The sequence below is a fragment of the Nocardia sp. NPDC003999 genome, assembly GCF_053604885.1.
Genome location: NZ_JBSGIB010000031.1, coordinates 46,126 through 68,445 on the forward strand (window position 1 = coordinate 46,126; position 22,320 = coordinate 68,445).

A 22,320-nucleotide genomic window follows, 5' to 3' on the forward strand; every position below is an offset into this window, starting at 1 on the left:
GCCGGTTCGCGCAGGTCGCGGGCCTCAATGCGGGTGGAAGGCGTCGGAACCGACCTCCGCGGGGTCGAGCAGATGGGCGAGGAACAGGCGGGTGGTCGGCGTCGGTGTGCGGGTGGTGATGGCATGCCAGGGACGATCCAGCGGGGTGCCCTCGACCGGGAGCACGCGCAGCGCGCCGTTCTCCAGGTCCTGGGAGATGGCGTCGCTGTGGATCAACGTCACGCCGAGTCCTTCTCGCGCGGCGGCGAGGACGGCGCCGTGGGAGCCGAGAGTGAGCACGGGCGGTTCGATCCGGAGTTGGTCGAGCAAGGCGAGGGTGGCCTCGCGGGTGCCGGAGCCGCGCCCGCGCAGCAGCCAGGTGGTGTGCAGCGGGTCGAGTTCCGGTAGGCCGACCACGACCAGACGGCTGGGCCGCCGGGCGCGCACCACCAGCCCGGTGTCGCGTGGCGGGCGGCCTGCGATGACGAGATCCGTTTCATGGTGTTGCAATTCGAGGAACAGCGCGTCGCGCGGATGCACCGACAGGCTCAGTTCGATGTCGGGGAACCGGCGGCGGAACGAGGCGAGCGGCCGCAGCAGGACGTACTCGCCCGCGGTGGCGACCACGCCGATCCGCAGCCGCCCGGTCTCGGCGCGGCGCACGGCCGCCTGCGCCTCCTTCATCAACCCGAGGATGCCGCGGCAGTACTCGGCGTAGACGCGCCCGGCCTCCGTGAGCGCGATGCCGCGCCCGGACTTCGCGATGAGCTTTGCCCCCAGCAGTTTCTCGATGTGCGCGACGGCCGCGGAGACGGCGGCCTCGGTGATGTGCAACTGCGCCGCGGCGCGGCGGATGCTGCCGTGGCGGGCGACGGCCAGGAAGGTTTCCATCCGAGCCGCGCTCACCATACCCACCCGAGAACGGTAACAAACTCAACGAATATGTTGAGTGTCGCGAGAAACAATCAAATTGTTTGTCGGTATCCGGCCCGTCATCCTGGAAATCCCAAGGCACGCCCGTTCGCCCGGGTGCGGGTGTCCCGCAGTGGCACAGCAGGAGGAACGATGGCCGAAGAAACCGAACGCGACCGCTGGGATCCGGGTGTCCAATCCTATGCGTCGATGGGGTATTACGCGCCCGACTACCAGCCGTCGGATACCGACGTGCTCGCCGTGTTCCGGGTGACTCCGCAGCGCGGTGTCGATCCGATCGAGGCGGCGGCCGCGGTGGCGGGTGAATCCTCCACGGCGACCTGGACGGTGGTGTGGACCGACCGGCTCACCGCCCACTCGCGCTACCAGGCGAAGTGTTACCGCATCGACGAGGTCCCCGGGCGGCCGGGGGAGTACTTCGCCTATATCGCTTACGATCTCGACTTGTTCGAGGAGGGATCGATCACCAACCTGACCTCCTCGATCATCGGCAACGTGTTCGGGTTCAAGCCGCTGCTGGCGCTGCGGCTGGAGGACATGCGCATTCCGGTGGCGTACGTGAAGACGTTCCAAGGGCCGCCGCACGGCACGGTGATGGAACGCGAATATCTCAACAAATACGGCAGGCCGCTGCTCGGCGCGACGGTGAAACCGAAACTCGGGCTATCCGCCCGCAATTATGGACGCGTCATCTACGAGGCATGCAAAGGCGGCCTGGATTTCACCAAGGACGACGAGAACATCAACTCGCAGCCGTTCATGCGCTGGCGCGACCGGTACCTGTTCGCGATGGAGGGCGTCAACCGTGCGATGGCGGAGACCGGCGAAATCAAAGGCCATTACCTGAATGTGACCGCGGCGTCGATGGAGCAGATGTACGAGCGCGCGGAGTTCGCCAAGGAACTCGGCAGCGTCGTCATCATGATGGACCTCACCGTCGGCTTCACCGCGATGCAGTCGATGTCGCATTGGGCGCGCCGCAACGGGGTGCTGCTGCATCTGCATCGCGCGGGGCATTCCACCTACACGCGGCAGAAGACGCACGGCGTCAGCTTCCGGGTGCTGGCCAAGTGGTGCAGGCTGATCGGCGTCGACCATCTGCACGCGGGCACCGTGGTCGGGAAACTGGAGGGCGACCCGGCGACGACCAAGGGGTTCTACGACACGTTGCGGGAGAACCACATCCGGACCGAGCCGGCCAACGGGATCTTCTTCGACCAGTACTGGGCGAGCCTGCCCGGTGTGATGCCGGTGGCTTCCGGCGGCATCCATGCCGGGCAGATGCATCAGTTGCTCGACCTGTTCGGTGACGACGTGGTGCTGCAGTTCGGCGGCGGCACGATCGGGCATCCGCTCGGCATCGCCGCGGGCGCGGAGGCGAACCGGGTCGCGCTGGAGGCGGTCGTGCAGGCCCGCAACGAAGGCCGCGACCTGTTGAAGGAAGGCCCCGATGTGCTCAGGAAGGCGGCCGAGATCTGCCGTCCGCTCGATGTCGCGCTGGCGACCTGGGGCGATGTCACCTTCGACTACACCTCCACCGACGCGCCGGACGCCGTGCCGACGGCCAGCCGCTGACCATCCAGGAAGGACGAGCCGATGTATCTGAGGCACGGAACATTCTGCTACCTGCCGCCGCTGACCGACGAGCAGATCGCCGCCCAAGTGCGCTACGCATTGCTCAACAGCTGGCCGGTGTCCATCGAGTACACCGACGATCCGCACCCGCGTAATGCCTATTGGGAGATGTGGGGGCTGCCGCTGTTCGACTTGGACGAGCCCGACGGTGTGCTGGCCGAGATCAACGCGTGCCGGGCGACTTTCCCCCGGCACTACGTGCGGGTGCTCGCCTACGACGCCCGCTACACCAGGCAGACGACGGCGCTGAGTTTCCTGGTGCAACGACCGCCCGACGAGCCGGGTTTCGTGCTCACCCGCACCGAGGGTCCCGACCGGATGCAGACATACGGCCTGCATTCGTATGCCACGACCGTCCGGCCGGGAGAGCGGTATGGCGGCTGAGCGCAACGGCTCCGGATTCCGTCTGCACCGGCCGGGGGCTGATGTCCCCGGCGCGGTGCGGACGGCGTCGCCCGATCCGGAAGAGCCGGAAATCCTGGCCGAGGACGCGGTGCTGGACTTGTCGAGCGACATCGCGGGTCACGACGTCGAGGAAACGTTGCGCAGGCTGGACGCGGAGTTGATCGGGCTGGCTCCGGTGAAGCGGCGGGTCCGCGAGATCGCGGCGCTGCTGTTGATCGACCGTGCCCGGCAACGTTTCGGACTGACCTCCTCGCGGCCGACCATGCACATGAGCTTCACCGGCGGTCCCGGCACGGGCAAGACCACGGTGGCATTGCGGATGGCGCAGATGCTGCACGCCCTGGGCTACATCCGCAAACCCAAGGTGCACACGGTCACCCGCGACGATCTCGTGGGTCAGTTCATCGGGCACACCGCACCGAAAACCAAAGAGGCGCTGGCCAAGGCGGCGGGCGGGGTGCTGTTCATCGACGAGGCCTACTACCTGTTCCGGCCGGAGAACGAACGCGACTACGGGCAGGAGGTGATCGAGATCCTGTTGCAGGAGATGGAGAACGAACGCGCCAGCCTGGTGGTGATCTTCGCGGGCTACCCCGACCGGATGGACCGCTTCTTCTCCGCCAATCCGGGCCTGTCCTCACGGGTGGCCCACCACCTGGAGTTCGCCGACTACACTCACGCGGAGCTGCTGGGAATCGCCGAGCTCATGGTGGCGGCGGAGAACTTCCACTTCGACGACGCGGCGCGGACCGCTTTCGGGGAGTACCTGGAACACCGGATGGCCCGCCCGCGCTTCTCCAACGCGCGCAGCGTCCGCAACGCGCTCGACCGTTGCCGGTTGCGGCAGGCCAAGCGTCTCGTGGAACTGCGCAGACCGCTGACCAAGACCGATTTGATCACGCTGACCGACCGGGATGTCTACGGCAGCAGCGTGTTCACCGACCCCGAGCCCGCCGGCGAGCCGACCGTGTGACCCCGGTGACGAGATCGAGGCGTTATGCCAGAAGGACTGAAGACCCTCACCCGCTTCACCATCGAACAGGAGCATCGGCATCCCGGATCGTCCGGTGAGTTCTCCGCCCTGGTGAACGTGATCGCGACCGCGACGAAGATCGTCGCCAATCAGGTCACCAGGGGCGCGATCGTCGGCTCGATCGGTGCGTCCGAGCCGGACAATCTGCCGCCGACGGTGCATCGCAAACTGGACGCGATCACAAACGACATCATCGTCGCCGAAACTCAATGGACCGGGCACCTTTCGGCGTTGCTGTCCGAACAGATCAGCGAGATCCATCCGGTGCCCGCCACCCATCGGCGCGGGAAGTACCTGCTGGCCTTCGATCCGCTGGACGGTTCGTCGAACATCGACGTAAATCTGCCGGTGGGCACCATCTTCAGCGTCTTGCGTGCGCCCGCGCAGGGCCCGGGCCCCGCGGCGGCCGACTTCCTGCAGGCCGGCGTCGAGCAGGTGTGCGCGGGGTTCACCCTGTACGGGCCCGCGACCATGCTGGTGCTGACGACCGGCAGCGGGGTCGACGGGTTCACCCTGGACCGGGAGATCGGCGCGTTCGTGCTGACCCACCCGCGGATGCGCATCCCCGAGGACACCTCTGGATTCGCGATCAACGCGGCGAATGAGCGGTTCTGGGAACGACCGGTGCGCCGTTACGTGCACGAGTGCCTCGACGGCGTCGACGGCCCCCGCGAGCGGGATTTCAATATGCGCTGGGTGGCCTCGCTGGTCGCCGACACCTTTCACATCCTGACCCGAGGCGGGGTGTACCTGTACCCCCGCGACACCCGCCCGCCCACGCGTCCGGGAAGGGTGGCATTGCTCTACGGCGCCAATCCGATCGCGTTCATCGTCGAACAGGCCGGGGGCTCCGCGACCACCGGCAGCGAGCGAGTGCTGGAAGTGACGCCCGGCGACGTCCATCAGCGGGTGCCGCTGATCTTCGGCTCCCGCAACGAAGTCGAGCGCATCGAGCGGTATCACCGCGAACCGGACGAGGGCCCCAGCTTCGACAGCTCGCTGTTCGGCAGGCGGTCGCTGTTTCGTCCGGCCCAGCGCTGAAGAGGAGAACCATGTCGGTCAAGCACCCGGTCGTCGCCATCACCGGGTCCTCCGGGGCGGGGACCTCCAGCGTGACGCGGACCTTCCAGGAGATCTTCCGCCGCGAAGAGATCAACGCGGCCATCGTCGAGGGCGACGCGTTCCACCGTTACGACCGCAACGAGATGAAACTGGCCATGGCCGAGGCGGAGCAGAGCCGCAATCTGCGGTTCTCGCATTTCGGGGAGGAGGCCAACCTGCTGAAGGAACTGGAGACGCTGTTTCGCGACTACGGCGAGACCGGGGTCGGAACGGTGCGCCGGTACCTGCACGACGAGGCCGAGGCGAAGCCCTACGGCCAGCCGCCGGGCACCTTCACGCCGTGGGAGGAGCTGACGCCGGGCAGCGACCTGCTGTTCTACGAGGGCCTGCACGGCGCGGCGGTCACCTCCACCGTGGATGTGGCGCGATACACCGATCTGCTGGTCGGCGTCGTGCCGATCATCAATCTGGAGTGGATTCAGAAGGTGATCCGGGACAAGACCGAGCGCGGGTACTCCAGCGAGGCCGTGATCGATACGATCCTGCGGCGGATGCCGGACTACGTCACCTACATCTGCCCGCAGTTCTCCCGCACCTACGTCAACTTCCAGCGGGTGCCGACCGTGGACACGTCCAATCCGTTCATCGCGCGCACCATTCCGACGGCGGACGAGAGTTTCGTGGTGATCCGGTTCGCCGACCCGAAGGTGATCGACTTCCCCTATCTGCTGTCGATGCTGCACGACTCGTTCATGTCGCGGACGAATTGCATCGTGGTGCCCGGCGGGAAGATGGAGCTGGCCATGCAGCTGATCTTCACGCCGCTGATCCTGCGGTTGATGGACAAGCGGCCGAAACGCTCGTACTGAGGCGCGGCTAGTCGGGGAGAAGAGGAACCGAGAGGCCCTCGCCGCGGTTGAGGAGGGCGGCGCGGGTGACGGCGGCGGAGCCGAAGCGCTTGCGCAAGTCGTCGAGGGTGGCGTCGAGGCTGTTGGTGGCACGGGCTTCGAAGGGCAGGGCGAGCTGGACGGAGTCGGCGTCGTCGAGGTTGGTCAGCGCGAGACCGATCAGGGTGAGGCCGCGTTCCTGGATGACCGGCATCGCCCCGGCGAGCAGGGTGCGGGCCGCGCTCAGGATCGTCTCGGTGTGGTCGGTGGCCCCGGCGAGAGTATGCGAGCGGGTGGCCCGGGTGAAATCGTCGAAACGCAGGCGTAGCACCACGGTTCGGCACACCCGGTCGGCGGCGCGTAGGCGACGGCCGAGCCGATCGGTGAGCCCGTGCAGGTAGGCCTCGATCTCGTCCGGCAGCCGGTGCTTGCGGCCGAGGGCACGCTGGGCGCCGATCGAGCGCCGCCGCCGGCCGGTCTCGACCCGGCGCGGGTCACGCGCCCAGGACAAGGCGTAGAGGTGGCGTGCCGCGGCGGGACCGAGGATCGCCCGCAGCGGGCGCTCGCCGAGTTCGGCCAGTTGGCCCACCCGCGTGATGCCGTGCTCGTGCAACGTGCGCGCGGTGACATCGCCTACACCCCAGAGCCTTTCGACCGGCAGCGGATGCAGGAAGTCCAGTTCGCCGTCCGGCGGCACCAGCCGTAATCCGTCGGGTTTGGCGACGGCGCTGGCCACCTTGGCGAGGAACTTGGTGCGAGCGATGCCCACCGAGATGGGCAGGCCGACCCGGTCGCGGACTTCCGCACGCAGCCGCGTCGCGATGGCGACGGGCTCGCCCGCGATCCGGCGCAGTCCGCCGACGTCGAGAAAGGCCTCGTCGATCGAGACGCCCTCGACCACGGGTGTGGTGTCGCGGAAGATCTCGAAGACGGCTCTGCTCGCCTCGGCGTAGGCGGACATGCGCGGCGGCACCACGATCGCGTGCGGGCACAACCGGCGCGCCTGTCCGCCGTTCATCGGGGTGCGCACTCCGAACGCCTTCGCTTCGTAGCTGGCAGCCAGGACGACGCCGCCGCCGACGATCACCGGTTTGCCGCGCAGCCACGGGTCGTCCCGCTGCTCGACCGAGGCATAGAAGGAGTCGAGGTCGGCATGCAGGATCGATGCCTCCGGCCGCGCGAGAATCCGGGGCCTGCCGGATCGGGAGACGGGCGCGTCGGACACGAACATATGTTCGCATATGGCCCCGACAGGGTGCGGTCGGAGCGGACGGATCTACTGGTTGCCTCCGTAGTAACCCACCCAAACCGGTAACCTGTTCCCACGACGGGGCACAGCTCGGATGAGGGAGTCGGTACGGTGCGTGGATTCGGGGATCTGGAGGCGGTGATCATGGACCGCATCTGGGATCAGGACGCAGAGGACACAACGGTGCGTGAGATCTTCGACGAACTGTCGGCTCAGCGCGACATCGCGTATACGACGGTGATGTCGACCATGGACAACCTGCATCGCAAGGGGTGGCTGGCGCGCGAACGCGCGGGCAAGGCCTATCGATACTGGCCGACGCTCACCAGGGAAGAACACAGCGCCCGGCTCATGCTGGAGGCACTGGGTTCCGGCGGACGCTCGGATCTGGTGCTCAGCCATTTCGTCGATCGGATCAGCGCCGAGGAGTCGGCGGGGCTGCGTGCCGCGCTACGCAGACTCGCGGCGCGTAAGTCACCAGAAGTGCCGTGAGCCTGGCCCTGGCTCTGACGTTGTACGGCGGCGTCGTGGCGGCCTTCGGTCCGCCCGTGCTGCGCAGACTGACCTATCGCGGGATCGCGCCGCGGCTGGGTGTGATCGCCTGGGTTGTCGCGATCATCGGTGCGCTGAGCGCATGGGGGGTCGCGGCGGCGGTGCTGACCGTCGAGTTCGCCACCTACTGGGGACATCCGAAGGACGCGTTGCACGCGTGCGCCTCGTTCCTGTGGGCTCCGGTGGATGCGCACGGCGCCGCGGCCGGCCGTGCGGCCACGTTCGCGGTGGCGGCGCTGGTGTCCACCGGAACCGTCGCGCTGGTGGCGCGCGCCGTGGGAGTCGTGCTGGACATGCGCAGGCGCACCAGCGTCCACGCGCGGGCGGTCCGTCTGGTCGGCAGGCCGGTGCCGGGAATCGGGGCGGTCGTGCTCGACTCACCGGAGCGGCAGGTGTATTGCGTGCCGGGACGACCCGACACCATCGTGGTCACCACCGCCGCGCTGGCGGCGCTGGACGAGGATCAACTCGCCGCGGTACTCGCGCACGAACGCGCGCACCTGTCCGGCAGGCACGCGGCGTTGACCGCGGTGCTGCGCGCGGTGGCCACCACACTGCCCGGCCTGCGGTTGTTCACCGGTGGCGCGGCCGAGATCGCCCGCCTGCTGGAGATGTGCGCCGACGACAAGGCCGCCGACGAGCACGGTTCGCTGCCGCTGCTCGGCGGGCTGCTGGCGATCGTCGGCATCGTCGAGCCCGCGCCGCCGGGTGCGCTGGCCGCGGCGGGCACGGCGGTACTGGCCCGCGCCGAACGGCTGGCCGACCCGGTCGGCGCGATTCGGCGCGCCACCACCCGCACCGCGTTGCTCGGCGTGATCGCGATGACGGTCGCCGGGTCGGCGCTGGCCGCCGCGCTGGTCGCCTGCGCGGGCACGATGCTGAACTGAGCAGGAGAAGGAGCGCGAATGCGGGCCACCTGGGATCAGGTTTTCGCCTGGCGGCTGGACCGGCACTATGTCTTGTCCCGGACCGACGAAGGTGCGGTAGCGGTGGCCGGGCGTCTGTGCGGTGTGCAGGCTCAGGTCACCTCAGCGGCCGAACTGGCGGTCGCACTGCGCAGCACGAAGCCCGAATCCGGCGCGCTGGTGCGCGCGCTCGACGAGGGCGCGCTGATGAAGACCTGGGCGATGCGCGGCACGCTGCACGCGCTGCCTTCGGAACTGGCCGCCGCCGTTCTCGCGCTCATCGGTTCCGCGCGCACCTGGGAGAAACCCTCCTGGCAGAAGAACTTCGGCGCTTCGCCCACGGAGGTTGCGGCACTGACCGAGGCGGTCGCGCAGGTACTCGACGCCGCGGTGCTCACCCGGGAGGAGTTGGTCGAAGCCCTGGTGTCCGCACCGGAATTCCATCGGCTGGGGGAGGAACTGCGATCCGGTTGGGGTGCGCTGCTCAAACCGCTGGCCTGGCAGGGCGTGCTGTGTCACGGCCCGGGACGAGGCACCAAAGTGACGTTCACCAGTCCCGCGCACCTGGTGCGCGACTGGCCCGGCCTGCCCGCTCTCGACGCCGCGGCGCGGGTGGCGATCCTCGGCTATCTCGGCGCCTACGGCCCGGCGACGCCGGAGACCTTCGACGCCTGGCTCAGCCGCAACAGCCTGCGCAAGACCACCGTGCGCCGCTGGTTCGCCGAGTTGGGCGACCTGATCACCGAAATCGACGTGGAGGGCCGCCGCGCCTTCCTGCCGACCGACCAGGTCGACGCACTGGCCGCCGCCGCGCCGAGTGCGACGGTGCACCTGCTCGGCGCCTTCGACCAATACGTGCTGGGACCGGGCACCGGTGACACCGTGCTGCTGCCTGCCGCCCACCGTGCGAAGGTGAGCCGCACCGCGGGCTGGATCTCACCGATCGTCGTGGTGGGTGGGCGCATCGCGGGTGTCTGGGAGCTCGCCGAGGACGCCGTCGAGATCACCATGTTCGACGGTGCGCCGTTGCCTGCGCGGGGCCTGGAAGCGGCCGTCGCCCACGTGGCGCTGGCGGCCGGGCGCGAGAGCCTCACGGTGCGAGTCGCGTAGCGTTGCCATGCTGTGCCGACCGAAACGGGCTACTGGTGCCGATCCTGCCGCTCGTGGTCCGGCGATTTCAGCGCCCAGCCGCTGAACCGCCCGTCGCGTGGGACCCTGGTCGGCGTCCGGTGCTGTTCGGACGTCGACCAGGGATCGACCAAGTGTGCGGTCACGAATCGGCCGATGACAACCACTACGGACAGCGCCGCGATGGATCCGGAAAGTGCGGCCGCGGATCGCCGAGCAATGGCGGCGCGACCCGCGCTGTCGAATCGGCGCTGTCGAGCGGAGTGTCACGCACGGGCCATGGGCTTGGACCCGGATCAGGCGACGGCCGACTCGATAGCCGATTCTGGTTGTGCGACAGTGGGTTTCGTAATACGCGCGGTCACGCCGACCAAGCCCGCGAGGACCGCGACCACGGCCGTCGCGTACCACCCGTGCCGGAACGCGTCGAGTGTCGCCTCCGGGCTTGTAGGTGAGCCGAGCACCGCGACCAGGCCCGCGACGCCGACGGCGAGACCGAGCTGGCGCGCCATGCTCAGCACGGCCGATCCGGTGGCGAACCGCTGCGGCGGCAGTCCGCCGGTGCCCGCGGCGAAGGCGGTCGGCAGGGTGAGGCCGACGCCGATGCCGCTGACCACCATGCCGCCGAGCAAGCCACCGACATAGTCGGGCGTCAGGGTGACCGCCCGCGCCCACCACAGCATGCCCGCGCCGAACACGATCCCGCCCGCGGCGATGACCGGCCCGGCCCCGATCCGGCCGATCAGCCGTCCCGCCAGGGCGGCGACCACCGGCACCATCAGCGGGCCCGGCGCGATGGCCAGTCCGGTGCGCAACGCCGACCAATCCCAGACGTTCTGCGCCCACAGCACCACCGACAGCAGCATCGCGCCGAAGGCCACGTTGAACAACACCGCGTTGCCGGTCATCCAGGCGAAGCTGGGCGCGCGCAGCAGCGCCGGATCCACCACCGGGCTGTGGTGCCGGGCCGAGGAGACGACCAACGCCACCGTCAGGATCGCCGCCAGCGCGAACGCGACCAGCACCCGCGCCGACGACCAGCCCCAGCCCTCGCCCTTGACCAGGCCGAGCACCAGGCTCGCGATGGCCCCGACCAGCAACGCCGCACCAAGCAGGTCGGGCAGCCGCCCGCCGTCGCCCTCGGGATCGGGCAGCGTCCGCAGTCCGACCACCACGGCGGCCAGACCGATCGGCACATTCACCAGAAATACCCAGCGCCAGCCGAATTCGACGAGAAGGCCGCCGAGGACCGGGCCGAGCGCCGCGCCGAGCCCGCCGAAGGCGACCCACAGCCGCACGGCGGCGGCGCGGCGCGATGGGGGGCTGGCCGCGAGCACCAAGCCGAGCGAGGCGGGCGTCAGCAGCGCGCCGCCGACGGCCTGGAGCACGCGGAACAGCACCAGCGACCCGACGTCCCAGGCGGTGGCGCACAGTGCCGATCCGACGACGAAGACCACCAGCCCGAGCAGGAAGGTGGTCCGGATGCTGCGACGGTCGCCCAGTCGTCCCGCCGGGACCAGCAGCGCGGCGAACACGATCGCGTAGGCGTTGAGTACCCAGGACAGTCCCGAGATCTGCGCTCCGCCGAGGTCGGCGGCCATGTCCGGCAGGGCGACGTTGACGATGAACAGGTCCAGGCTCGACAACAGGACGCCGAGGGAGACGACGGCGAGCACGACCCGGTAGTCGGTGGCCCGGTTGGGCGGCGTGGATGAAGAATGCACGATCGTCTCCGTTCAGCCGAGCACGCGGCGGGTCTGGCGGGCCGAGGCGAGCAGCAGGCCGCTTCGATCCCAGATCGAGGTGTCGTCCACCGACCAGCCGCCGCCGGTCGAGGCGTTCACCGTGCGCACCAGCACCGGCGAGCCCTCGGTCGGCACGTCGTGCAGGTGCATCGACAACGCCACGGTGGGAATCGCGACGGGCGCGCGCAGTGTGGGAAAGACGGCGGGCGGCAGGGCATCGGCGAGGATCGCGAGGGCCGCGGCATCGGTGGGCAACTCGGGGACGAGTTCGATCCACGCGCACATCATCGGTTCGTCCGCACCGGTCAGCGGCAGCGGCCCGGCTGCCGGACGGATGTCGAAATGCACGCCCACCGGAACGATTTCGGGCGGGAGGGCGAAGTGCGCACAGGAATCGGGATCGGGCACTCGCGGCGCGGGCGCGCCTGCGTAATCCGCGACGCCCGACGCCATGGCGCGACCGAGCGTGACGGACGCCCCGGCGATCGGGCTGCCGTCCTGGTCGGCGCCCACCTCCACCACGACGGTGCTGCGGCCGACGGCGCGTGCGGTCGCGTGGAAGGTGAGCACTTCGTCTGTGGGGCGCCCCAGGAACCGGAGGTCCACGGCCCGCACCGGCAGCGGTTCCGCGGCGGCCGCGCGAGCCACCTCGATGAGCAGTGCCGCGATCACGCCGCCGTGCGGGCCGGTCCAGCCGCGCCAGGACCGGTCGACGCGCGCCTGCCACCCAGCGGTGCCGGTCTCGGTGAGCGTGAACTCCTCGGCGAGTGTCCGCTTAGTGAGTTGTTTCATGCAACGCACCATAAGCGAGTGAGTTCTATGAAGCAACCGACTATGCTGACGGATATGCGCAGGACGAGCTTCGAGGACATGAACTGCTCGCTGGCCCAGTGCCTCGAGGTGGTCGGAGAGTGGTGGACGCTGCTGATCGTGCGCGACGCTCTGTTCGGCGTGACGCGCTTCGACGACTTCCACGCCCGTCTCGGCATCGCCCGCAACGTGCTCACCCAGCGTCTCGAGCATCTGATCGAGCATGGGGTACTGACCAGAGAGCCCTACCAGGACAATCCGGTTCGCTACGACTACCGGCTCACCCCGAAAGGCCGTTCGCTGTGGCTTGTCGTCACCGCGATGCGTCAGTGGGGCGACGAATGGGCCGCCCCGGACGGCCCGCCGGTGCAGACCGTACACACCACGTGCGGGAACCTCGCGACCGTCGAACCGGTGTGCTCCGAGTGTGGTGAGCACATCGCCCCACGCGACCTGCGCCCCGTTCTCGGCCCCGGCGCCAAGGATCCTTCCCTCCTGCCATCGCGCTGAGGCGGGTGCGGCCGGTTCCGCGTTCACCGCCGCGCGGCGATAGGCTGCGGCGGTGGCGGACGGGCGAGTGCGGCAACTGATCGACACGGTGGCGTGGGTGCGCATCGAGGAGGGACGCATTCTCTGCGCCAGACCGCGCGGCAAAGGCGTCTTCTACATCCCGGGCGGCAAGCGCGAGGGCGCTGAAACCGACCTGCAGACACTGCTGCGCGAGATCGAGGAGGAACTCACCGTCGCCCTGCTGCCGGAGACCGCAGCGTATGTCGGCACCTACGAGGCGGTGCACGGCCCGACGGACGGCGCGCTGGTGCGGATGAGTTGCTACACCGCGGATTATCGTGGAACGCTGGCCGCCAGTAGCGAGATCGAAGAGGTCGCGTGGTTCTCCTATGCCGATCGCGCCCTCGTCCCCCCCGTGGATCAGCTGCTGTTCGACGATCTGGTGCACGCGGGTCTGCTGCGGTGAATCGCGGGCCGAACAGCGCTACCGTCGGCGATATGTCCTGGTTTCGGCCGCTTCTGCGCTACGCAGCCTACGCACTCCGGGCGCTGCCCCTGGCGGCGCGGCGAATTCCCACCCGATTGCGCGTGCCGCGGCGAATGCTCGGCGAATCCGTTCTGCCGCATAAATTCTCGGCTCTCCGGTCGGTGTCGCACTCGGTGCTCAGTGGTGGGGTGGGCCTGGTGACGTGGTTCCTGGCGTTCCTCGCGGCCCTGGGCGCGTTCCGCGGAGTCTGCTATCCGCTCGTCGCGAGTGATGATCTCGAAGATTCTTGGGGTGGCCCGACATTGGCGGGGGCGTGGGCGGTGCACGCGGCGCTCGGTGTCGGGTTGCTGCCGGTGTGGTTGCTGGCCCTGGCCGGGCTCGGCGCGTTCCAATTGCGGCTGACCCGCGGTTTGCTCGGCCGGAACGGGCCACGGTGGCCCGCTCCGGCGGCGGTCGTGCTCGTCGCCGGTGGCGCGCTGCTGTTCGTCGCCTGGCTGCGGCAGGTGTGAGCCCGGAACTCTCGGGGTTTCAGTCGCCGAGGGAGTGCACCGCGTGTGAACACGCGGCGCGATCAGGTGGTGGCGTGTGCGCGCTGTGCCCGCTGGATCAGATGCTCGACGAGGGTGAGCAGGACGTCTTTGCAAGAGCTGCGGTCGCGGGCGTCGCAGAGCATGACGGGGGTCACCGTGTCGAGGTCGAGGGCGTCACGCACTTCGTCGATGGTGTATCGCGGTGCGCCGTCGAAGCAGTTGACGCCCACCATGAACGGCAGACCACGCCGCTCGAAGAAGTCCACGGCGGCGAAGGAGTTGCCCAGTCTGCGGGTGTCGGCCAGCACGACCGCGCCGAGCGCGCCGCGCGCTAGTTCGTCCCACAGGAACCAGAACCGATCCTGGCCGGGCGTGCCGAACAGGTAGAGCACCAGCTCACGGTCGATGGTGAGCCTGCCGAAGTCCAAGGCGACCGTGGTCGTGGACTTCTGCTCGACGCCCGACAGATCGTCGATGCCGGTGCTCACCTCGGTGATCAGTTCTTCGGTGCGCAGTGGCGCGACTTCGCTGATCGCGGAGACCATCGTGGTCTTGCCGACGCCGAACCCGCCGGCGACGAGGATCTTGACCGAGGCGGCCAGTTGCGGTGTGCCGCTCGGGTCAAAGTTTTCGGATTCCATCCAGTACCGCTCGCAATATGTTGAGGTCATCGGGTCCGGCCTCCGTCGGAACGGGAGCGCGGAAGATCAGTTGCCCGTCGCCGATCAGGTCACCGACGAGGATCTTCGTCACCGCCAGCGGCAAACGCAACTGTGCGGAGAGTTCGGCGACGGTCTGCGAGACCCGGGACAGGCGAAGGATTTCGGCGTACTCGGGTTCACTGCGTCGCAGTGCGGACGCGGAGGTGTCCGCGACCACGGTGGTGAGCATATCCAGTTCGGGTCCGGCGCCGCTGGTGCGCCCGCGCGTGAGCGCGTAGGGACGTACCAGCGGACCGGCCGCCTCGTCGAACCAGGGCTCACGCGGATTGGTCATGGCGGTCGCTATTCGACATGTCCGACGAGGTCTTGGCGCGGAGTTGTGGACAGGTAGTTGCCTACGCGCTGGACGGTCAGATTCATCTCGTAGGCCACCATGCCGAGATTGGCCGATTCGGCGGCCTGCAGTGCCAGGCAGGCGTTGTCGCCCGCGGAGGTCACGAACAGCACCGCGCGGTCCAGTTCGATGACCGCCTGGCGGACCCCGCCGCCGTCGAATCGGTTGCCCGCGCTGCGCGCCAGCCCGTAGAGCGCCGAGGACATCGCGCCGAAGTGTTCGGCGTCCTCGCGGTTCATTCCGCTGGAGCGGCCCAGCAGCAGCCCGTCGGTGGACAGCACCACCGCGTGGCGGACGCCGGCCAGCCGGTCGACGAGATCGTCGAGCAGCCAATTGAGATCACCTGCGGGAGAAGCGGACACACCTAGCCTTCCTGTTCGTCGGAGATGGCAGCGCGACGGCCCTGCCTGGTCCCGTTCTCGATGGCGGACATCAGATCGCGGGCTTGCTCGGCGGAGCGGGGCGGCTGCGCGGGTGCGGCCTGCTCCTGGACCGGCTGCGCCAATTGCGGTGCGAGGTTGGTCTGGCGGCTCCGGCGGGGCAACGCCGGACGGCCGTCCGGACCCGCTTGCGTCGGCGCCTCGGTATACGGGCGCGGTCCGTAGCGCGGGGGTGCGGCCGGTTCGGCGGACAGGGTCGCCACCGGCGATGCCGACTGCGCGAACGTCCCGGTATCCGCCGCGACCGCGGCACCGGCGACGAGTTTGCGTCGGCTGCCGGGATCGGTGAGTTCCGCCGGTGTCTGCGGTGCGACGGAATCCGTCGCGATCAGCGCGGTCGGAATGAGCACGATGGCCTTGATACCGCCGTAGTCGGAGTCCGACAGCCGCACCGCGATGCCGTGGCGCGTAGCCAGCTGCGCGACCACGAACAGCCCGAGCCGGGAGTCCGCCGACAGCGCCGCCACGCCGAAATCCGGCGGGTTGCGCAGCATCTCGTTCATCTTGGTCAGTTCGGCTTCGGACATGCCCATGCCCTGATCGCCGATCTCGACCACTACGCCCTTGCCGACCACGTTGCCGGTCACCTCGACCCGCGACTGCGGCGGGGAGAAGGAGGTCGCGTTGTCCACCAGCTCCGCGAGCAGGTGGATGAGGTCGGCGACCACCGTGCCGAGTACGCGGACCTCGGGCAGCCGCGCCACCCGGACCCGCGCGTAGTCGAGGGTCTCACCGACGGCGCTGCGCACCAAGTCGACCAGCGGCACGGGGTTGCGCCACTGCCTGCCCGGCTTGCCGCCGCCGAGGATGGTGAGGTTCTCGGCGTTGCGCCGCTCTCTGGTCGCGAGATGATCGAGGCGGAACAAGGTGTCGAGCAGGATCGGGTCCTCCTGCCGCTGCTCGGCTTCGTCGAGGATCTCCAGTTGCCGGTGCACGACGATCTGGCTGCGGTGCGCGATGTTCAGGAACACCGCTTTGACGCCCTCTCTGGTACGAGATTCGGCGACCGCCGCGGAGACGGCCGCGGAATGCGCGTGCTGGAAAGCCTTGGCCACCTGGCCGATCTCGTCGCTGCCGTAGTCCAGATTCGGGGATTCGACCGCGGGATCGACGGTCTCTCCGTCGCGCAGCCTGCGCATCATCTCCGGCAGCCGCTCATCGGCCAGGGCCAGCGTTTGACCGCGCAGCCGCTTCAACCGGCGGATGACCCGATTGGCGATCACCACGGCGATGAGAAACGCCAGCACGCTGATCACCAGCACGCCGCCGCCCGCGAACGCGGATCTGGTCGCCGCCGCGGCCGCCTTGTCCTCCGCGAGTTTCTGCGATGCCCGGTTGTGCCCGGTCCAGGCATCCATCAGGCCGCGGTTGACCTCGGCGGCGGCGCTGCGCCATTCCTGCGTGTTCAGTGGCAGCGGCGGCGGACTCGATGAACGCGGACCGCTGCCGGATGTGCTCGAGCCGGTCGGCGCGGCAGGAGTCACGGCGCGCTGGGCGATGGCGTTCTCCATCGCGGAGAGCTGCTGCCAGGCCGGGCTCGCGGTCAGCGTCTGCAGTTGGTGCTGTTCGGCGCCCTGCAGTTCGGCGCTGAGCGCGGCGATCTCGGTGTGGTAGAAGCCGACCTGACGGACGTACTCCTCGGCGGGAATGGCCGGTGGCGCGGTGGCGCCGTCGACGTACAGGCCGCCGAGCGCGTTGCTGCGCGCCATCGCCTCGGTAGCGTTGAACAGGCGCATGCCGGTGGCGATCCGCACGCCGATTTCGGTGTACGGGGCGGTCTGCTCGGCGACTTTGGTGCCGACGGAGATCACGTCGAGCAGGCGGTTGAAGAACATGTACGCGTCCGAGGGCGGCAGCGCTGCGGCGTCGACGCCGGAACGCACGGCGGTCATGTTCTGCGTGAGGGTGGTGAAGTTGGCGACGTTGTCGCCGAGCTTGGAGTCGTCGATGTCGCGGAGGCCCTCGGAGGCCTGGACCAAGCCGCGCAGCGCACCGTCCAGTCGCATCCGCGCGGCGCCGAGTGGTACCGCCGCCGTGGGGTCGCCGCTCAGCTGTGCGAGCGTCAAGTAGCGTTCCTGCTGGACCGCCTCCATCAATTCCCTGGTCGAGGGAATGGCTTTCTGATTCTCAGCGGCCCAGTCCTTGGCTTTGGTTCCTTCCGCGACCAGATAGCTCGCAGCGCCCACGCCGACGACAAGCAGAGTCAGGCTCGGAATGAGCGCGATCGCCAGAATCCGGGTGCGGACCCCGAGCCTCGCTCTGAACATCGGCACAACGTAATCCACGAACCCGGCGATCCGGGCGTCCTGTCCCGGTGAGCGGGACTGGAGTTGACGTGACACACGTCCTCATGATTCGGCGGCGCTCTACCGAAAATTATTGCCGGAGCACATAACTGGGAGGTGATGGCGTCCGGCGCGGCTCACCTGAGCGGTCGGCCGTGGCCCGATACGCCCCGAAATCCTCCCGTGACCGGTTCAGGGCGCCTCGAACGCGGCGTAGATTGTCCGTATCCCTCGGTTACTCACAAGTAGGAGGCAACGATGCCCGCGCCGGAAGCCGATGTATTCGACCGCCTCAGCGCGCTGGCCGCGATCGAGGCGCCCGCAGATCGTCAGCGCAGGACGATCGCCGAGACCTTCACCGGAAAGCCGCTCGGCAGCGTGCCGGTCGGCACGGCAGCTGATGTCGCCGCCGCCTTCGAGAAGGCCAGGGCCGCGCAGCGGAGCTGGGCAGCCAAGCCGGTGGCCGAACGCGCCGCCGTGCTGGATCGTTACCGCGCGCTGGTGGTGGAGCACCGTGAATTCCTGATGGACGTCGTGCAGGCCGAGACCGGCAAAGCGCGCTGGGCGGCCCAGGAAGAGATCATGGGCCTGATGTTCGCGGCCCGCTATTTCGCCAGGATCGCACCGAGCCTGCTGGGCGGCCACCGAGTACCGGGCGCCTTTCCTGTGCTCAACCGCGCCTCCGTGCGGTACCAGCCCAAAGGCGTGGTCGGCGTCATCGCTCCGTGGAACTACCCGCTGCTGCTGTCGATCGGCGATTCCATACCGGCGCTCATCGCGGGTAACGCCGTGGTGGTCAAACCCGACAGCCAGACTCCGTTCTCCACGCTGGCCGGTGCGGAATTGCTCTACCGGGCCGGTCTGCCCCGGGAGCTGCTCGCGGTCGTCCCCGGGCCGGGCGGCGTTGTCGGCACCGCGATCGTCGAGGCCTGCGACTACCTGATGTTCACCGGGTCGTCGGCGACCGGCCGCACCCTGGCCGAACAGTGCGGCCGCAGGCTGATCGGCTTCTCCGCCGAACTCGGCGGGAAGAATCCGATGATCGTGGCCGCCGGCGCCGACCTGGACAAGGCCGCGCGGGCGGCCGTGCGCGCCTGCTTCTCCAACGCCGGGCAGTTGTGCATCTCGATCGAGCGGCTCTATGTCGAGCGGCAGGTCGCCGCGGCGTTCACCGAAAAATTCGTCGCCGCCACGAACGCCGCCAGACTCGGTGCCGCCTACGATTATTCGACCGACATCGGCAGCCTCATCTCCGAAGCGCAACTGGAGACGGTGTCCAAGCACGTCGCGGACGCCACCTCCAAGGGAGCGAAGGTCCTCACCGGCGGAAAGGCCCGCCCGGATCTGGGTCCGCTGTTCTTCGAGCCGACCGTCCTCGCCGAAGTGACCGACGAGATGGAATGCGGCCGCGACGAAACCTTCGGACCGCTGGTGTCGATCTATCCGGTCGACGATGTCGAGGAGGCCGTGCGCCTGGCCAATGACACCGCCTACGGTCTCAACGCCTCGGTGTGGGCGGGAAGCAAGTCCGAAGGCGAGCGGATCGCGGCGCGGCTGCACGCGGGCACGGTCTGTGTGGACGAGGGCTACGCGCCGGCATGGGGCACCACCGGGGCGCCGATGGGCGGTATGGGTATCTCCGGTGTGGGGCGCCGCCACGGGCCGGACGGCCTGCTCAAATTCACCGAGCCGCAGTCGATCGTAGTCACCCGTTTCATGAACCTCGACGCGCCGAAACTGTTCCCCAAGGGCAAGTGGCAGCCGTTCCTGATGACGGTGGCCCGGAGTCTGCGTTTCCTGCCCGGGCGCTGAGACACGACGTCCGTCCGGGTGGTCGTGCCCACCCGGACGGACGACCCGCCGGTTCGGTCGTGCAGGGGTCACGCCAACCGGTCGGCTCCGGTGCGCGGCGGCCCGCCCGCCGCCAGCGCCGCTGCTTCTTCGTCGGTGAGCAGCCGTGATCTGATGACGAAACGCATGTCCTCGAGTGCGTCCGAGGGGCCGCCGCCGGGCTCGTCGGCCACGTCCACGGTGAGGTGGGCGTGCTTCAAGTGCTCGTATTGCTCCCCGCTGATCCACAATTCGGTGTGCCAGGGAAGGCTGCCCAGCAGAACGTCCTCACCGCCGATCCGGGACTCCCGGATGGGCAGGCAGCGCGGCGAGCCGCTGTCGTGGTGTCCGCCGGATTGGTGCAGCAGCACGGCCCCGTGCTGGTCGATCACGTGGCGCAGCACGGCCCTGGCGCGGTCGGTGATGTCCACCCGATGCGTTCGGTGCGCCGCCGTACCGCGTGGGCGACGGAGCCGGGCATCGGGTAGTCGGCGATGCCGGAGTCCGGCCCCCGGTCTGGTGTAGCTCATGATTCCTCGCAGATATCTCGGACCGACCCACTATGGTCCGCCGAGGTTGGTGCGAGGTTGGTGGGAAAATCTCAGTCGCGCAACGCGGTATGCAGCCGAGCCGCGACCAGGGCGCGGCGCACGTCGTCAGGCGGCAGCAACCGCAGCGCGTGCTCGTGCACCGCGATGTCACGGGGCACGCGTTCGCCGAACGCCACCGCGTGCTCGGCGCGGTCCCCGGCGAGCACGGCGGTGCGCACACCCACGTCGAGATGATCACGCCACTGCAGCACGGCGGGCGCTTCCGATCCGGGCAGCAGCGGCCCCCGGTACAGCCAGACCGCCGAGGTGGTGTCGCCCGCGGTGACGGCGGCGAGCAGGTCGACGGCGTCGCAGGACACCGGACCGGTGAGGGCATAACGGCGATTGCTGATCTCGCCGCCGATCGCGCGGCGCAGGTGCGAGACGTCGGCTTTCAGCGTGCTGATGGAAACCGCGCGGTCGCCGTAGAGGGCGGCGTGCAATTGCTCCGGGGAGAAGCCGTCCGGCTGGAGCGCCAGCAGCGCGAGGATCTCCAATTGCCGAGGCGGCAGGGGCAGCGGCACGCCGTCGCGCACCAGTCGCGCGGCGCCGAGGCATTCCAGCCGGATTCCCGGCTCGGGCACGGGCGCGGCCGTGCGCAACATCGTCTCCACCGCCGTCACCAGCGCGCGCACCGAGGTCCGCACCGCGGGATGGGAACGGTCCCAGGTACTGGACAGATCCAGTGCGCCGACCTGCCTGCCGTCGGGGCCGTGGATCGGTGCGGAATAGCAGACCCAGCCGTGCAGGGCGGCGACCAAGTGCTCGGCGGAGAACACGGAGGCAGGGCGATCGGTGTGCAGCGCGAGGGCGAGGCCGTTGGTGCCCATATGGCTTTCGTCCCAGCAGCCGCCGGGTGCGAGATTGACCTGCTCGGCCTGCCTGCGCAGGGTGCGGTCACCGCAGGACCACAGGACGGTGCCCGCGCTGTCGGTGACCACGGCCAGATAACCGGAGTCCTCGGTGACGGCGCGCAGTTCACCCGCCAGCGCCGTCACCGGATCGCGCAACGGGGAAGCGGCCCAGCGGTCGCCGATGTCGTCCACTCCCGGCGCGCCGGTGGTGCCCGGATCGACGGTGTGCAACGACCGCCGCCAGGATTGCGCTACTTCGTTGCGCAGGACGGTGTTCCGTGGCTCCGGTGTCGCCCGCGGAGCCGTCGCCCAACGCTCCCATTCTCTTTCCAGTTCGACCCGCTGTTGCGTGAGGGTGCGGAACCGCGCCACGTGGAAGACCCATCGTCGTGTGAGCTCGTAATCGCACTCTCATTCTGGCGGACGCCGGTGACGGTGGCGAACTGTTCGAGCCCTACCGGCCGGTCACGCCATAAGCTGCTGGCATGGCGACCGGTACTCCACGTGCACGGCTCGCCGACGTGCACGCAGTGGCCTCGGGCATGCCCCACGTGACGCGCGTCGACGGACCACGCGGCAACCCGATCTACCAGGTCGGGGGCAAATCGTTCGTGTTCTTCCGCAACCCGCGTCCGGACGCGGTCGACCCGGCGACCGGCGAGCGCTATGCCGATGTGATCGTGATCTGGGTGCCGTCGGAGTCGGACAAACAGGCGCTGGTCCAGGACCCGGACTCGCCGTTCTTCACCACGCCGCATTTCGACGGACATCCGTCGGTCCTGGTGCGCGCGGCCGAACTCGGCGAACTGAGCCGTCGGGAACTCACCGAGGTCATCCAGGACGCCTGGCTGGCCCGGGCCTCGCGTAAGCGCGCGGCGGACTGGCTTGCCGCCCATCCGCCGCGCTGAGCGGTCACTTCCGGATGAAAATGCCTGCGACGTCGGCGTTCTTGATCGGGGTGTCGGCATTGGCCTGGGCGCCGCACAGCAAGTCGACCGAGACCATCGTCGCGTCCACCACGGTCCCCGCCGGCTCGCGGTCGTCCTTGCTCTGTTGCTTGACGAACTTGGTGATCGTCGTGCGCTTGGTGTCCTGGTCCTGCTTGATGTACTCGCTGCACGGGGTGTCGCCGCCGCGGTTGAGCGCGCGTTCGATGTCGGTGCAGCCCGCGAGCGCCATGGCGACCATCGCGATCCCGAGGCCGGTTCGGCCGGTCCGTGACAGCGTGGCGTTCATGGGACTCCTCCTGAGGTTCGGCGGCGCTGCCCGCCGCGATCGGACTCCAGACTAGAGCGCTCCCGGGCGTATGTTCACCACGACAGGGGCTAGGGGGTGTTTCGAAGTAGTTGATGGGGTGGGCCCCCCCAGCGGGGCCACACCAACAACAGATAGAACGTCAAGATGTTTGAGAGTGT

At 68.9% G+C, this 22,320-nt stretch carries 24 protein-coding genes; 13 read left to right on the forward strand and 11 right to left on the reverse strand.

All coding sequences use genetic code 11. The features are described 5' to 3' along the window. Window positions 1–24 precede the first annotated feature (24 nt). The gene (locus tag ACWESM_RS34385) at window positions 25–870 is read right to left on the reverse strand and encodes a LysR family transcriptional regulator (protein ID WP_452495327.1); all 846 of its coding nucleotides are present in this window, start codon (window positions 868–870) and stop codon (window positions 25–27) included. Between ACWESM_RS34385 and ACWESM_RS34390 the strand changes: the two genes are divergently transcribed. The 5 genes from ACWESM_RS34390 to ACWESM_RS34410 are packed head-to-tail and all read left to right on the forward strand — an operon-like array spanning window position 841 to window position 5,916. Continuing rightward, window positions 841–2,487 (forward strand): form I ribulose bisphosphate carboxylase large subunit, encoded by a 1,647-nt coding sequence (locus ACWESM_RS34390; protein ID WP_452495329.1) that lies wholly within the window; start codon window positions 841–843, stop codon window positions 2,485–2,487. The genes ACWESM_RS34385 and ACWESM_RS34390 overlap by 30 nt on opposite strands. Before the next feature lie 21 nt (window positions 2,488–2,508). Beyond that, on the forward strand, window positions 2,509–2,931 hold the full coding sequence (locus ACWESM_RS34395) for a ribulose bisphosphate carboxylase small subunit (protein WP_355073980.1): 423 nt from the start codon (window positions 2,509–2,511) through the stop codon (window positions 2,929–2,931). After that, window positions 2,921–3,925: an AAA family ATPase gene (locus ACWESM_RS34400; protein ID WP_355073978.1), complete on the forward strand. Its 1,005-nt coding sequence runs from the start codon at window positions 2,921–2,923 to the stop codon at window positions 3,923–3,925. Before ACWESM_RS34395 ends, ACWESM_RS34400 begins: the two co-directional genes overlap by 11 nt. Window positions 3,926–3,949: 24 nt before the next feature. Further along, on the forward strand, window positions 3,950–5,026 hold the full coding sequence (locus ACWESM_RS34405) for a class 1 fructose-bisphosphatase (RefSeq protein WP_364426390.1): 1,077 nt from the start codon (window positions 3,950–3,952) through the stop codon (window positions 5,024–5,026). An 11-nt stretch (window positions 5,027–5,037) separates the two neighbouring features. Continuing rightward, the gene (locus tag ACWESM_RS34410; RefSeq protein WP_355073975.1) at window positions 5,038–5,916 is read left to right on the forward strand and encodes a phosphoribulokinase; all 879 of its coding nucleotides are present in this window, start codon (window positions 5,038–5,040) and stop codon (window positions 5,914–5,916) included. Between the two features lie 7 nt (window positions 5,917–5,923). Here the strand turns inward: ACWESM_RS34410 and dinB are convergent, their stop codons facing one another. Then, window positions 5,924–7,165 (reverse strand): DNA polymerase IV, encoded by a 1,242-nt coding sequence (dinB, locus tag ACWESM_RS34415; protein ID WP_452495332.1) that lies wholly within the window; start codon window positions 7,163–7,165, stop codon window positions 5,924–5,926. A gap of 129 nt (window positions 7,166–7,294) precedes the next feature. On the opposite strand from dinB, the gene ACWESM_RS34420 reads away from it, so the two are divergent. The 3 genes from ACWESM_RS34420 to ACWESM_RS34430 are packed head-to-tail and all read left to right on the forward strand — an operon-like array spanning window position 7,295 to window position 9,750. Beyond that, on the forward strand, window positions 7,295–7,675 hold the full coding sequence (locus ACWESM_RS34420) for a BlaI/MecI/CopY family transcriptional regulator (RefSeq protein WP_043691105.1): 381 nt from the start codon (window positions 7,295–7,297) through the stop codon (window positions 7,673–7,675). Beyond that, window positions 7,672–8,622 carry a M56 family metallopeptidase gene (locus ACWESM_RS34425; RefSeq protein ID WP_452495334.1) on the forward strand — a complete coding sequence of 317 codons (951 nt, stop codon included), beginning with the start codon at window positions 7,672–7,674 and terminating at the stop codon, window positions 8,620–8,622. Before ACWESM_RS34420 ends, ACWESM_RS34425 begins: the two co-directional genes overlap by 4 nt. An 18-nt stretch (window positions 8,623–8,640) precedes the next feature. Further along, the gene (locus tag ACWESM_RS34430) at window positions 8,641–9,750 is read left to right on the forward strand and encodes a winged helix DNA-binding domain-containing protein (protein ID WP_452495336.1); all 1,110 of its coding nucleotides are present in this window, start codon (window positions 8,641–8,643) and stop codon (window positions 9,748–9,750) included. Between the two features lie 314 nt (window positions 9,751–10,064). Here the strand turns inward: ACWESM_RS34430 and ACWESM_RS34435 are convergent, their stop codons facing one another. Beyond that, window positions 10,065–11,492: an MFS transporter gene (locus ACWESM_RS34435; RefSeq protein WP_452495338.1), complete on the reverse strand. Its 1,428-nt coding sequence runs from the start codon at window positions 11,490–11,492 to the stop codon at window positions 10,065–10,067. Between the two features lie 12 nt (window positions 11,493–11,504). Beyond that, window positions 11,505–12,305, reverse strand: coding sequence for a thioesterase family protein (locus tag ACWESM_RS34440; protein WP_397277887.1), 801 nt, complete (start codon window positions 12,303–12,305; stop codon window positions 11,505–11,507). A 54-nt stretch (window positions 12,306–12,359) separates the two neighbouring features. Here ACWESM_RS34440 and ACWESM_RS34445 point away from each other — a divergent pair, with 54 nt between their 5' ends. The 3 genes from ACWESM_RS34445 to ACWESM_RS34455 all read left to right on the forward strand — a co-directional run bounded on the left by ACWESM_RS34445 (window position 12,360) and on the right by ACWESM_RS34455 (window position 13,829). Then, window positions 12,360–12,833, forward strand: a complete 474-nt coding sequence (locus ACWESM_RS34445; RefSeq protein ID WP_364426370.1) for a winged helix-turn-helix transcriptional regulator — start codon at window positions 12,360–12,362, stop codon at window positions 12,831–12,833. Between the two features lie 52 nt (window positions 12,834–12,885). Beyond that, window positions 12,886–13,299, forward strand: a complete 414-nt coding sequence (locus ACWESM_RS34450) for an NUDIX hydrolase (protein ID WP_452495340.1) — start codon at window positions 12,886–12,888, stop codon at window positions 13,297–13,299. A gap of 218 nt (window positions 13,300–13,517) precedes the next feature. Next, complete coding sequence (locus ACWESM_RS34455) at window positions 13,518–13,829, forward strand: hypothetical protein (RefSeq protein ID WP_364426364.1); 312 nt, start codon at window positions 13,518–13,520, stop codon at window positions 13,827–13,829. A 62-nt stretch (window positions 13,830–13,891) separates the two neighbouring features. Here ACWESM_RS34455 and ACWESM_RS34460 read toward each other — a convergent pair whose 3' ends face one another. From ACWESM_RS34460 to ACWESM_RS34475, 4 genes are read right to left on the reverse strand one after another with little or no spacing between them, the layout of a single operon-like run. Then, window positions 13,892–14,491 (reverse strand): GTP-binding protein, encoded by a 600-nt coding sequence (locus ACWESM_RS34460; protein WP_355074427.1) that lies wholly within the window; start codon window positions 14,489–14,491, stop codon window positions 13,892–13,894. Further along, on the reverse strand, window positions 14,472–14,846 hold the full coding sequence (locus tag ACWESM_RS34465) for a DUF742 domain-containing protein (RefSeq protein ID WP_355073960.1): 375 nt from the start codon (window positions 14,844–14,846) through the stop codon (window positions 14,472–14,474). Before ACWESM_RS34465 ends, ACWESM_RS34460 begins: the two co-directional genes overlap by 20 nt. Before the next feature lie 8 nt (window positions 14,847–14,854). Continuing rightward, on the reverse strand, window positions 14,855–15,268 hold the full coding sequence (locus ACWESM_RS34470; protein ID WP_355073958.1) for a roadblock/LC7 domain-containing protein: 414 nt from the start codon (window positions 15,266–15,268) through the stop codon (window positions 14,855–14,857). A 2-nt stretch (window positions 15,269–15,270) separates the two neighbouring features. Further along, the gene (locus tag ACWESM_RS34475) at window positions 15,271–17,613 is read right to left on the reverse strand and encodes a nitrate- and nitrite sensing domain-containing protein (RefSeq protein ID WP_452495343.1); all 2,343 of its coding nucleotides are present in this window, start codon (window positions 17,611–17,613) and stop codon (window positions 15,271–15,273) included. A gap of 276 nt (window positions 17,614–17,889) precedes the next feature. Between ACWESM_RS34475 and ACWESM_RS34480 the strand changes: the two genes are divergently transcribed. Continuing rightward, on the forward strand, window positions 17,890–19,443 hold the full coding sequence (locus ACWESM_RS34480) for a succinic semialdehyde dehydrogenase (RefSeq protein ID WP_364426356.1): 1,554 nt from the start codon (window positions 17,890–17,892) through the stop codon (window positions 19,441–19,443). A 68-nt stretch (window positions 19,444–19,511) separates the two neighbouring features. Here ACWESM_RS34480 and ACWESM_RS34485 read toward each other — a convergent pair whose 3' ends face one another. Together ACWESM_RS34485 and ACWESM_RS34490 are read right to left on the reverse strand one after the other, a co-directional pair. Next, window positions 19,512–19,991: a DUF779 domain-containing protein gene (locus ACWESM_RS34485; protein ID WP_364426353.1), complete on the reverse strand. Its 480-nt coding sequence runs from the start codon at window positions 19,989–19,991 to the stop codon at window positions 19,512–19,514. 71 nt (window positions 19,992–20,062) lie between these two features. Further along, entirely contained in the window at window positions 20,063–21,277 is a 1,215-nt protein-coding gene (locus ACWESM_RS34490; RefSeq protein ID WP_355073954.1) for a transcriptional regulator, read from the reverse strand. 113 nt (window positions 21,278–21,390) lie between these two features. Here ACWESM_RS34490 and ACWESM_RS34495 point away from each other — a divergent pair, with 113 nt between their 5' ends. Further along, window positions 21,391–21,813: an MmcQ/YjbR family DNA-binding protein gene (locus tag ACWESM_RS34495; protein ID WP_355073953.1), complete on the forward strand. Its 423-nt coding sequence runs from the start codon at window positions 21,391–21,393 to the stop codon at window positions 21,811–21,813. A 4-nt stretch (window positions 21,814–21,817) separates the two neighbouring features. Here the strand turns inward: ACWESM_RS34495 and ACWESM_RS34500 are convergent, their stop codons facing one another. Continuing rightward, the gene (locus tag ACWESM_RS34500; protein ID WP_355073951.1) at window positions 21,818–22,141 is read right to left on the reverse strand and encodes a hypothetical protein; all 324 of its coding nucleotides are present in this window, start codon (window positions 22,139–22,141) and stop codon (window positions 21,818–21,820) included. Between the last annotated feature and the right edge of the window lie 179 nt (window positions 22,142–22,320).